At 58.7% G+C, this 12,004-nt stretch carries 11 protein-coding genes; 2 read left to right on the top strand and 9 right to left on the bottom strand.

Translation table 11 applies throughout. The features are described 5' to 3' along the window. From KVT38_RS26515 to KVT38_RS26475, 9 genes are all read right to left on the bottom strand, one after another. Positions 1 to 525: ABC transporter ATP-binding protein (locus KVT38_RS26515; RefSeq protein ID WP_217596764.1), on the bottom strand; the 525-nt coding region annotated here is incomplete at its 3' end. Positions 526 to 538: 13 nt separating this feature from the next. Then, positions 539 to 1,453 carry an ABC transporter permease gene (locus KVT38_RS26510; protein ID WP_217596763.1) on the bottom strand — a complete coding sequence of 305 codons (915 nt, stop codon included), beginning with the start codon at positions 1,451 to 1,453 and terminating at the stop codon, positions 539 to 541. A 3-nt stretch (positions 1,454 to 1,456) separates the two neighbouring features. Then, positions 1,457 to 2,386: an ABC transporter permease gene (locus tag KVT38_RS26505; RefSeq protein WP_217596762.1), complete on the bottom strand. Its 930-nt coding sequence runs from the start codon at positions 2,384 to 2,386 to the stop codon at positions 1,457 to 1,459. A 130-nt stretch (positions 2,387 to 2,516) separates the two neighbouring features. After that, positions 2,517 to 4,217: a peptide ABC transporter substrate-binding protein gene (locus tag KVT38_RS26500; protein ID WP_217596761.1), complete on the bottom strand. Its 1,701-nt coding sequence runs from the start codon at positions 4,215 to 4,217 to the stop codon at positions 2,517 to 2,519. A gap of 325 nt (positions 4,218 to 4,542) precedes the next feature. Then, positions 4,543 to 5,997 carry a nicotinate phosphoribosyltransferase gene (locus tag KVT38_RS26495; protein WP_217596760.1) on the bottom strand — a complete coding sequence of 485 codons (1,455 nt, stop codon included), beginning with the start codon at positions 5,995 to 5,997 and terminating at the stop codon, positions 4,543 to 4,545. 318 nt (positions 5,998 to 6,315) lie between these two features. Continuing rightward, complete coding sequence (locus tag KVT38_RS26490) at positions 6,316 to 6,945, bottom strand: GTPase (protein ID WP_217596759.1); 630 nt, start codon at positions 6,943 to 6,945, stop codon at positions 6,316 to 6,318. Beyond that, positions 6,942 to 7,985 carry a GTPase gene (locus KVT38_RS26485; RefSeq protein ID WP_217596758.1) on the bottom strand — a complete coding sequence of 348 codons (1,044 nt, stop codon included), beginning with the start codon at positions 7,983 to 7,985 and terminating at the stop codon, positions 6,942 to 6,944. Before KVT38_RS26485 ends, KVT38_RS26490 begins: the two co-directional genes overlap by 4 nt. Before the next feature lie 27 nt (positions 7,986 to 8,012). Next, entirely contained in the window at positions 8,013 to 8,819 is an 807-nt protein-coding gene (speD, locus tag KVT38_RS26480; protein ID WP_217596757.1) for an adenosylmethionine decarboxylase, read from the bottom strand. 187 nt (positions 8,820 to 9,006) lie between these two features. Continuing rightward, positions 9,007 to 9,303 (bottom strand): late competence development ComFB family protein, encoded by a 297-nt coding sequence (locus tag KVT38_RS26475; RefSeq protein ID WP_217596756.1) that lies wholly within the window; start codon positions 9,301 to 9,303, stop codon positions 9,007 to 9,009. 162 nt (positions 9,304 to 9,465) lie between these two features. On the opposite strand from KVT38_RS26475, the gene KVT38_RS26470 reads away from it, so the two are divergent. Beyond that, entirely contained in the window at positions 9,466 to 9,678 is a 213-nt protein-coding gene (locus KVT38_RS26470; RefSeq protein ID WP_217596755.1) for a hypothetical protein, read from the top strand. 878 nt (positions 9,679 to 10,556) lie between these two features. After that, a complete protein-coding gene (locus KVT38_RS26465; protein WP_217596754.1) occupies positions 10,557 to 11,927 on the top strand; it encodes an FAD-dependent oxidoreductase in 1,371 nt (456 codons plus the stop codon). Positions 11,928 to 12,004 lie beyond the last annotated feature (77 nt).

The raw sequence follows: 12,004 nt of genomic DNA, 5'->3' as shown, positions 1-12,004 counted from the left end.
ATGGCAGGCCAGCGCGATCGCGATCATGACGCGCTGGCGCATGCCGCCGGACAGCTCATGGGGATATTGATGAATGCGGCCTTCCGGATTCGACATGCCGACGAGCTTGAGCAGCTCGATCGCGCGGGCGAGCGCCGCGCTCTTCGACAGCTTCTGGTGCTTGCGGATGCCTTCGGCGATCTGCATGCCGACGGTCATCGTTGGGTTCAGCGACGTCATCGGGTCCTGGAAGATCATACCCATCTCAGCGCCGCGAACCTTGCCCATCTGAGACTCGCTCAGCTTGGTGATATCCGTCTTGCCTTCGTAGACGATCGAGCCTTCTTTAATATAACTGGGCGGCGTCGGCGTCAGACGCATAATCGTCTGCGCCGTAACGGATTTGCCGCTGCCCGATTCTCCCACGATCGCGAGCACTTCGCCTTTATCTAGTTTAAAGGAGACGCCGCGAACCGCTTGTACCTCGCCTGCGTGCATCTTGAACGATACGCGCAGGTTGTTCACTTCCAATAGAGGCGTGCTCATCGGACTCTCCTCCTTATTTTCTCATCTTCGGATCGAGCGCGTCCCGCAGGCCGCCCCCGAGCAGGTTGAAGCTCAGCAGGATCAAGCTGAACACGATGGTCGGGAATACGAGACGGTGCGGATGATAGCGCATATAGGCGGCGCCGTCGCTCAGCAGGTTGCCCAGCGAAGCCAGCGGCGGCTTGATGCCGAGGCCGATGAAGCTCAGGAAGGCTTCGGCAAAGATCGCGGTCGGCACGACGAACGTAATTTGTACGACGATGACGCCGAGCGCGTTCGGAATGAGGTGCTTCAGAATGATGCGGAAAGGCTTGGCGCCCAGCGCCCTGGCGGCCAGTACGAACTCCTGCTCCTTGAGCACGAGCATCTGTCCGCGCACGAGTCTCGCCATCGAGACCCAGCCGGTGATGGCATAAGCCAATATAATCGTCGATACGCCCGGCCCGAGCACCATCAGCAGCAGGATGGAAAGCAGCAGGTACGGGATCGAGTAAATAACTTCGATAAAGCGCTGCATGAAATTGTCGACCTTGCCGCCGAAGTACGCGGAGATTCCCCCGTACAGAACGCCGATCACAAGGTCGAGCAATGCGGCCATAATGCCGATGAATAAGGAAATGCGGGCGCCCCACCAGACGCGCGTCCACAGATCGCGGCCGAAATCGTCCGTGCCGAAATAGTGGGCGGCCGACGGGCGAAGATTGACGGCGCTGGAGTTCTGCGTCTCGTAGTCGTAGCCGCTGACAAGCGGCACGATCAATGCGAGCAGCGTGACGACGATCATGACGACAAGTCCGGCCATGGCCAGCTTGTTTTTCTTCAGACGCCGCCAGGCGTCCTGCCAGTAACTGACGGAAGGGCGAAGTATCGCTTCTCTGTCGCCAGACTTGACCGCCGGCTCGAATTGGCTCTTGGCGATGTTGTCCACTTGTTATCTCCCCTTCCCTAACCGAATCCGCGGATCGACCAGGCCGTACGCGATATCCGTGATGAACATGACGAAGATCAGTATCGCCGCGTAAAAAATCGCAAGGCCTGCGATCATCGTATAGTCCGTCGTCAAAATCGACTGCACGAACTGATGGCCGAGTCCCGGCACGGAGAAAATCGTCTCGACGACAAGCGTGCCTGTGACGACGTTGGCCGCGATCGGTCCGAGAATGGTGACGACAGGCAAAATGGCGTTGCGGATCATATGGTTCCAGACGATCGCGTTGCCGCCGAGACCTTTGGACTTGGCGGTCTTGATATAATCCTGGCTGGCGACGTCGAGCATGGACGCCCGCATCATGCGCGCCAGGATCGCGATCGTGCCGAACGACAGCGCGAGCGCCGGCAGCACGCGGTGCTCCGGTCCGGTCCACAAGCCGGGCGGCAGCCAGCCGAGCTTAACGCCGACGAAGTATGAGAGCAGCGGCCCGATGACGAACGAAGGAACGGAGATGCCGATGATCGCGATGAGCATCGCGGTGTAGTCCCCCGCCTTGTTGTGCCTCAGCGCCGCGAAAATGCCAAGTAAGAGGCCGATGATAACGGCAAAAATCAACGATTCGATCCCGAGCTCGAGCGACGCCGGGAAGTTGTGCTTGATAATGTCGACGACTTCACGCGTCGGATACTGATAGGAGACGCCGAGGTCCCCTCGAACCACTTGTCCCATGTACTTCAGGTATTGCTGCCAGACGGGTTTGTCCAGGCCATATTGCTCCCGCAAAATCTGCAGATTCTCGGGCGACAGCTTCGATGCGTTCTCGCCGAACGGATTGCCCGGCAGCAGCTTCATCAGAAAAAACGTAACGGTAACGACGACCCACAGCGTAATGATCATATAAATAAATCTGCGCAAGGTGTACTTCAGCATGGAAAACCCTCCCTTCGGTCGAATTTACAAGCATCAAGCACATGAAGGAAGCCGTTCAAGAACGGCCTCCCTCATGGTTGGCGTTGACTGTAACAGGTTCGTTAGTAACTCTCCAAGCTTGACGCTTGTCTTATCCTTCGAAGTGAGCCCACTTCAGTTCGAAATCAGGACCGTAAGGCGGCAGGATCAGATCCTTCAGCTTCGGATTGATGACGAACGGCGAGGAACGGAAGTACAGCGGCGTGACGGCAGCTTCGCTCAGCAGAATCTTCTCGGCTTGCGCCATTTCGTCAGCGCGCTTCGCGTTGTCGGTCTCGAGTTGAGCGGCCTTGACCAGCTTGTCGTACTCGGCGTTCGACCAGTCTTGCGTGTTGAACGAACCGCCGGTCAGGAACATGTCGAGCCAGGTCATCGGATCGTTGTAGTCCGCGCCCCACAAGGAGCTGACGATTTGGTAGTTCTTGGACAGCTCGCGATCCAGACGGTTCGCGTGCGGCAGCGGCTCGGTCGTTACGTCTACGCCCAGGTTCGTTTTCCATTGGGAAACGAGGTATTCGAGCATCTTCTTGCCGGTCTCGGTGTCGTCGCCGATGATGGACAGCTTCGGAAGCTTTTGGCCGGATTCTGCCAGGCCCTCGGCAAGCAGTTCCTTCGCCTTCGCTGCATCGAACGCGGCTTCGGTGTCGCCGACGACCGTACGGAAGTCCTTGCCGTTGCCGTCCAGGTTGCCGGCCGGCACGAAGCCGGTCGAAGGAACGGAGCCGTTCTTCAGAACGAGGTTGGCTACGCCGGCGCGGTCGATCGCCATCGTGAACGCCTGGCGAACCTTGACGTTGGCGAATGCCGGAACCTTCGTCGCCTGGAAGTTCAGGTAGCCCGTGACGAGCTCCTTCTTCATTTGCAGGTCAGGCTTGTCCTGGTAAGCGAGCATCTGGTCGCCCTTGACGTCTGCATAATCGGTCGCGCCCGTCTCGTACAGGTTCAGCCCCGTGGCCGTATCCTTCACGATGTTCAGCGTGACCTTCGTCAGCTTGACGTTGGCGGCATCCCAGTACTTGTCGTTCTTCTCAAGCACGAGCTGCTGCTCGTGATCCCACTTGGTCAGCTTGAACGGACCGGCGCCGAGCACCTTGTCCGCATCCGCGCCGCTCTTGTCGCCTTGAGCGGATACGAACTTCTCGTTCTGCGGGTAGAAGTTCAGGAAAGCGAGCTGGGAGGTGAAGAACGGTACCGGATGGTCCAGCGTGATCTCCAGCGTCGTGTCGTCCTTCGCGACGACGCCCATCTTGTCCTGCGCAGCCTTGATCGCGGCATCGTCCTTGGCGGCCAGCACGTCGTTGCCGCCCTTGACCCATGCGACCATGAAGGCGTAAGTCGCCTTCGTGCGCGGATCTACCGTACGCTTGAAGGAATAAACGAAGTCCTTCGCGGTCAGCGGATCGCCGTTCGCCCAGACGAGACCGGACTTCAGCTTGATCGTGTAGACCTTGCCGTCTTCCGAAATCGTCGGCATGCCGTCGGCGAGCGCCGGCTGCGGCTGCAAATCTTTATCCAAACGGTACAGACCTTCGCTGACGGCGCCGAGGATCGTGAACGAAGCGGCACTCTCCGCGATCGATACGTCCAGCGCCGGCGGATCCGCACGGTAGTTCATCACGAGTTCGGTCTTGCTGGAGGAGCTGGACGGCGCGCTCGCGCTTGCGGACGAGCTGGCGCCGGAGCTGGCGCTTGGGCTGCTGCCTGCGTTGTTATTGCTGTTGCCGCAAGCAACCAACGAAGCGCCGAGCAGCGTCAACGTAAGAATACCTGACACAATCTTCCTTGTCTTCATGTACTGGCCTCCCCAGATTTTTGATCGAGCAAATTTCGCATGAACATTTTCCAGTTTTCTAGCGGATGCTCTCTCTCCTAGGCGATTATAAAGCAAGATTCTTAATAAATCTATGATTATTTGCACATTTTTTAATCAAACGTTGAAATAATTTTTACAGGTTTTAGCGTGTAAAAGCGGCTATTCTTTAACGCGTTTTCCCTTTACCGATGGAAAGTAATAAATGAAAGCGAATTCTTTTGTGATTTATCCATAAACGATCGTTCAATGGAACTATAACATGTCATCAGTATGTCAGTTACCAAATATTTCACTTAACTGGAAATTAAATCGGATCGCTTTGCGTATGCTCGGCGATTAGATCCATCTTCAGCTTCCAAGCTTTTTCGCTCAGATTGACCCGATAGAGCTCCGGGTTCAGCTTGCGCAAGTATTGCGGCCAGAATTGGCCGAGCTGCGCGTCATGGTAGGCGCGAATCTCCTCCAGCGTCGGCAGCGGACCCGCAAGTTCGCCGTCGACGATCACCGGCTTCAGAAGCGGCACGGCGTCGTAACGTTCGATATATTTGTGAATATAAGGGTGCACCGGGTCGAACAGCTTGATTCGGCGGCCTTCGCGTATGTCCGCTTCGTCTTTGAGGGCGATATAATCCCCCTCTGCCTTGCCCGTGTCACGGCCGATGATCCGGTACACGTCCTTGAGCCCCGGCGTCGTCACCTTCTCCGGATTGGCGGAGATCTTGATTACCGGCTCGAAGACGCCGTTTCTGGAGATGGCGACCATTTTATACACGCCGCCGAGCGACGGCTGATCGGCCGCCGTGATCAGCTTCGTGCCGACGCCCCAGACGTCGATGCGAGCGCGCTGGCTTTTCAGATTGTCGATAATATGCTCGTCCAGATCGTTGGAGGCGGTGATCTTCACATAAGAGAGCCCCGCTTCGTCCAACATCTCCCTCGCCCGCTGCGAGAGATACGCCAAGTCCCCGCTGTCGAGACGGATGCCGACCATCCGTTTGCCGGAGGCTTCGAGCATCTTGCCGATCCGGATCGCGTTGGGCAACCCGCTGCGAAGCGTGTCGTACGTATCCACAAGCAGCGTCACCTGGTCCGGGAGCGCCTCGGCGTATTTGCGGAACGCCTCCTCCTCCGTGCCGAACGCTTGCACCCAGGCGTGGGCGTGCGTTCCCTTCGACGGGATGCCGAACAGCATGCCCGCCCGCATGTTCGAGGTCGCATGGAAGCCTGCGAGATAAGCTGCCCTGGCGCCCCATACGGCGGCGTCCGCTTCCTGCGCCCGTCTCGTGCCGAACTCCAGCAGCATGTCGTTCGGCGCGACCTGCCGGATTCGCGAAGCCTTGGTCGCGATCAGCGTCTGGTAATTCAGGAAATTCAGCATGGCCGTCTCGATAAGATGCGCTTCGAACAGACGCGCTTCGACACGCACGAGCGGCTCATTCGGGAACGCCAGCGTCCCCTCGGGCATCGCATGCAGGCTGCCCGTGAAACGGAACGAGCGGAGCACTTCGATAAAGCCCGGCGCGTAATTTTCCTCTTGCTGCTTCAAGTACTCAAGCTCCCGGTCTCCGAACCGAAGTGCCTCGATGTAGCGCACGATCCGCTCGAGGCCCGCGCAGACGGCATAGCCGTTGCCGAACGGCAGCTTGCGAAAATAGATCTCGAATACAGCCCGCTCGTTGAGCGTTCCCTGTACCCAGTGCGCGTACATCATATTGATCTGGTACTTGTCCGTATGGAGCGTGAGGCCACCCTCGTCCATCGTACGTCCTCCTTCGGGGCAAGGTCGGCCCGGCGATCCGGCTCCCGCCGATCCGATCTTCCTGTATTATGCGTGCCCGCCCGAACGTTCATTCCTTTGGAAAATGCGGGAATGTCAGCCGCGCGCTGCAGCGCGAAAAGCCGGGCGAAAGCGCCCGGCCTAACCTTGTTTATAACCCGTTCTCTCCCTTGCAGGATATGCCGGATGATGCAGCGTCTGATCTCTAACCATCCCGGTCGCTCCTTCGGCATGAGACGCGCGGCCGCCGTGCGGCGGACGATTTGCCATAAACATACCCGGATGGAAACGAATCGAATCTCAGGACGCGGACGGTCCGAATGCGAACCGTTCGACCTCGGCCAAGCCGCTGCGGTCTCTGGCGCTGTACCATACGATCGGCCCGGCGAATTTGCCCGCGAGCTCGCGCCGCAGCGGTTCCCGCTCCTCCGGCAGCAGCCCGTCGGCGAAGCTGCGAACGAGCAGCGTGCGCCCGGCGAGTCCCGCCTTGGCGATGCCGGCCAGCAGCCGATCGTCCGCGGCATGCAGCTTATCCTTGAGCACGAGCAGGAGGCGATCGAACGAGCGGTACGGGAACAGACGAAAAAACGTCTCCGCCGGATGCGCCGCGGTGCCGTAGCCGGGCGCATCGACGAAGACGGCATCGCCGCAAGCATGGATCAGCGCGGCGTTCGGATCATGCGCCCAGGAGGTCGCGTCCGTCCGCTGACCGACGACGGGCCTCGGCACGCAGCCGCGGTCCGTCAACAGATCGAGCAGCGCCGACTTGCCCGCCCCCGGCTGCCCGAGAATGGCGATCTTGCGCGTGCGCGGGATCACCGCGAGCTCTGCGGCAAGCCGCCTCAGATTGCGCTCCAGCACCGTCGGCTCCGCGCCTGCGCCCGTTCCCGTGCCCCTGCCGCCGCCTTCCCTTCTTGCCTTCGCGCTCACGGCTGGCGCTCGATTCCGAGCTCCCGCTCCAGAATCCGCTCCGCCAGCTCGTGGCAGTCGTTCAGATAAGACTTGCCGGCGGCGACCGTCATACCGAAGCCCGCGGCGGCCGCGATCGCCTGGCCGACGATCGGCACGAAGCGCCCGACGACGGTAGACGCGCTTTTGCCCGCGAACTTCTTGAGGAGCAGCATGATGCCCTCCTTCGTTCCGTAATCGAGCACCCGCTTGCCGAGCGGCAGCAGCGACGGGATCAGCTTGTTCACCTTCTCGTCCGTGAGCCCGTAGGAAGCCCGGATCTCGGCGAACATCTTGTACATGATCGACATGTCGACCCCGACGTTCACGCCGGGCACCGGGTTAAGGCCGTTGGCGGCGGCGAGCCCCGCATATTTGTACACGGACTTCTCGCATGCTTCCTTCTTCGCCTCCAGATGCGCAAGGCTGAACGCCTTGGCCGAGCGTGCGTACTTCTCCTGCAGCGCCGGCTCGAGCGCCGCCTTGATTCCGTCCACCAGCTCGCTTAAGCCTTCGCGGGTTCGGCAGCTGACGAAGTAGACCGGCTGCGCCGCGCCCACCTGGCGCTCCACGTCGGCGACGATCTCCGCCTTCAGCTCCTCCGTCGTACGTCCGTCCTCCCACAGATCGTCCAGCTTGTTGCGGACGAACAGACAGATGCGCCCTTTCTCCCGCAGCTCCTTGAAGAAGTCCGTGTCGGCCTCGTGGAACTTGCCGGCGAAGACGCAGAGGAACAAATCCAGCTCCTCCGGCCGAAACCGGTCCATCCACTCGTTGGGCGGAAACCGGGACGTCCCGTATCCCGGCAGATCGACGAGCAGCAGCTCTTCGTGGGCGATAACCTGCGCCTCCACCGTCGTGTCGGTCGTCACGCCCGTGCGCGCGACCGACTGCCCGACGATCTGATTGATGAGCGAAGACTTGCCCGAGCCCGGCTGCCCGAACAGGGCGATCCGGAGCTTGACGTTCTGCTCGTCTTCGATATCTTGCCTCAGCCTGGCCGCATCCTCTCTAAGTCCCATCGCAGCTCCCCCCTCTTCGCGCCACGTTTAACGAATGTTTTTACCGTAGAAAATCTCGTCCATCTCGATCTTTAGCCGCTCCGCGATCTCCGTCTGCTCGGCTTCGCTCAGCTTGTCCTTGGTGTAGCCGAACAGGTAGTTGTTGAGATCGAACTCCCGAAGCTTGCACTTCGTATGGAAAATATGCTCCTGATACACGTTCACGTCTATCATATCATACGCTTCGATGACGGCATCCGGAATGTAATTCTGGATCGAATTGATGTCGTGGTCGATAAACAGCTTCTGCCCGTTGATGTCTCGCGTGAAGCCCCGTACCCGGTAGTCGATCGTCATAATATCGGTGTCGAACGAGTGGATGAGATAATTCAGCGCCTTAAGCGGAGATATCTCGCCGCACGTCGAGACGTCGATGTCCGCGCGGAATGTGCTGAGTCCCTCGCTCGGATGATACTCCGGATACGTGTGCACGGTAATGTGGCTCTTGTCGAGCTGCAGCACGACGTTGTCCGGCATCGGTCCCGGCGACTCCTCGTACGACTCCGTCGGCACCTCCACGATCGGTCCCTCCGAGACGAGCAGCGTCACGCTCGCCCCCTGCGGCACATAATCCTGCTTCGCCGTGTTCAGGACATGCGCGCCGATAATCTCCGCCACCGCGTTCAAAATCTTCGTCAGCCGGTCGGAGTTGTACTGCTCGTCGATATAGGCGATGTACGCCTCCCGCTCTTCCTTCGTCTTCGTGTAGCAGATGTCGTACATATTGAAGCTCAGCGTCTTCGTCAGGTTGTTGAACCCGTGAAGCGTGATGCGCTGCTCGTCGGTAAGCGCCATATCGCTCGTCCCCTCGCTTCTGTTCGGATCGTCTCCTTATTATGGCTGAGGCCGGGAGCCTCAATCCTCTATGTATTTACCCCGAATGCGGCAAACCGGAGCAGGTACGCGGGAACGGAAGGGGCGATAAAGAGACGGATGTACGAAAAAAAACCCGCGATCGGCGGGCCTTCGAGGCGAATCGGGACTACTCGACGGGCTGGTGCTGCGGCTTGGACTCCACGATCTGCAGGGAACGCGTGAGCTCCTGCAGAACATCCGACTGCATTTGGGGACTCATATAAAGTGCCTTGATATAGGCTTGGCCGGCTTGCGTGGACGTATATTGCGGCTTGAGATGGTTCAGGGTGAGCACGATGATGTCCGTCGCACACTTGTCGCAGCCGCATTTTAACGAATAGTTGGGCAATATATGCTCTTCGAAGAAGCTCACGACGATCGGTTCCATCGCGTTGAATACAGATGAGGCTCTCGCAAATTCCATCGCGTATAAACTCCCTGTTGCCGTTTTATTGATTCAGCATATCACAGCGCCAAGCCTTCCGTCATTAGACCTAAGTGCCAAATGTTGCGGGCTCGAATACCCGTTAAGGCCGTCCTTTCATTGGGTAATGGAGATCAAGCGACAAAAAAGGAGTGCTGCCCTATGTCCGAATATAAAGACTATGCCGCCGAGCTGCCCCAGTTCGATCCCGGAACACCGGAGATTACGCCGCCGACCTCCCCCGAGATCTCGCCGGTCGTGCCGAACCCGGATATCGTCCAAAATCCGACGCCCGAGATCAAGCCGGACGCCGTACCGCCGGATGTGAAGCCCGACGCGATACCGCCCGAAGCGCCGCCGGAGCAGCCGAAGTGACGAAGTGGCGAACACAATAGCAGGTAGTTTGGAACCGCACATTTTTTGTGCGGTTCTTGCTGGTGCCCGCTGGCAGATGTGGGCCCAGCGCGGGGCGCGGGTTGAAACCGCACATTTTTTGTACGGTTCTTGCGCTCGCTTACTCAGCAGCAACTGCCGTTTGCGCCATAACGCCTCTCTCCCATCCCTCTATCGCGCAAAAGTGCACGATAGCCAACCATCATCCCCGTTTTGGCACATCTATCGTGCAAATCTGCTCGGTACATACTATTGAAAGTCTCTCTTCAGACAAATCAACCCTTGTATGGTGCACTTTTGCGCGATAGCTCCCAACGACAACGGTTCCGCAATTGTATCCTGCACTTTTGCACGATAGCTCCCAACGCTAACGGTTACGCGTCTTCATTTCCATCTCCATTCAACACAATCGCATACGACAGTTCCACACAACGACGGTTCCGCATCTCCATCCAGCACTGTGCGATTCCGCATCTCCATCCAGTCAGTAGTCGTGACTGTCCGGCACGACGACGTTTCTTCCCACCTTCTGGCACGTTTGCGTTTCTATTCTGCGTGTTTGGCGGGGTTACTGGGTTTTCGTCGTTAACGGTTGAGTGACAACCGGCTTGTCACCGATCCGACGTTTTACGCGGTTTCCAGGGCTAAGCGTGGACTTCAAAAATAGTTTGTGATTTATTTCACTTTATCTATTGCATTCCCCTGCGATGTGGCGTATATTGGATTCATCAGGACATTGTGATTTAAATCACAATATAACAGAGCGAGAATGGATGAGCTTTAAACCAAGGATTCTCGCTTCCCTTTCAGCAAAGTATGTGAATTAAATCACAATAAAAGATCCCAAGGAGGACTTTCCTATGAAAATCGTCGTTATCGGCTGCACCCACGCCGGCACCGCTGCCACCATCCAGATGGCCAAACGTTACCCCGACGCGAAAATTACCGTGTACGAGCGCAACGACAACATCTCGTTCCTGTCGTGCGGCATCGCGCTTCATGTGGGCGGCGTCGTGCGCAATGCGGAGGAACTTTTCTACGCTCACCCCGATACGCTCGCCGAGCTCGGCGTGAACACACGGATGCGTCATGACGTGCTCGCCGTCGATACGGTCTACAAGACGGTCACGGTCCGCAATCTGGAGACCGAAGAGATGCTCGTCGACAGCTACGACAAGCTCGTCGTCACGACCGGCTCGTGGCCGATCGTCCCGCAGATGCCGGGCATGGAGCTCGACCGGGTGCTCCTCTGCAAAAACTACGCGCACGCCCAGACGATCATCGAAAAGGCGGCGACCGCCAAGCGGATCACCGTCGTCGGCGCAGGCTATATCGGCGTCGAGCTGGTCGAAGCGTTCCATCAGCTCGGTAAGAACGTGACGCTCATCGACAATACGCCGCGCGTCATGTTCAAGTACCTCGACAAGGCGTTCACCGACATCGTCGAAGCCGACATGCAGGAGCGTGGCGTAAAGCTCGCGCGCGGCCAGACGGTGACCGCGCTCGAGGGGCAAGACGGCAAGGTCGCCCGCGTCGTTACGACCGAAGGCGCGTACGAGTCGGATCTTGTTATTCTCTGTATCGGGTTCCGGCCGAATACGGAGCTGCTTAAAGGCCAGGTCATGATGCTGCCGAACGGCGCGATCGTCGTCGACGAGTACATGCGCACGAGCTGCCCTGACGTATACGCAGCCGGCGACAGCTGCGCGATCCGCTACAATCCGACCGGCAAGGCCGCCTACATCCCGCTGGCAACCAACGCCGTCCGCATGGGGACGCTCGTCGCCATGAACATTATGGAGCCTCGCGTCAAATATATGGGTACGCAGGGCACGTCGGGCATCCGGATGTTCGACCTGAACATCGCGTCGACCGGCATGACTGAGCAGGCCGCCATCGATGCGGGCCTCAAGGTGCGCACGACGACAGTCAGCGACAACTATCGTCCGGAGTTCATGCCGACCTACGAACGGGCGCTGGTCAAGCTCGTCTACGAAGCGGACGGCGGACGCCTGCTCGGCGCGCAGGTGCTGTCGAAGGCGGACCTGACGCAGTCGGCCAACACGCTGTCGGTGTGCATCCAGAACAAGATGACCGTGGAAGAGCTCGGCTTCGTCGACTTCTTCTTCCAGCCGCATTACAACAAGCCGTGGAACCTGCTGAATCAGGCTGGCCTGCAAGCGGCTGCGGAGCTGGAAGCGGCGCAAGCCGGCACGACGAAAGGCGCTTAAGCACGAAGTCGGCGTCCCGACAGAATAAAGGCGATGCGGAGCCCGCCTGGGCCCGCATCGCCTTTTTCCACGGTACG

The organism is Cohnella sp. GbtcB17 (genome assembly GCF_019091135.1).
Classification (GTDB): Bacteria; Bacillota; Bacilli; order Paenibacillales; family Paenibacillaceae; genus Cohnella.
This window is presented reverse-complemented; position numbering and strand designations above follow the sequence as displayed.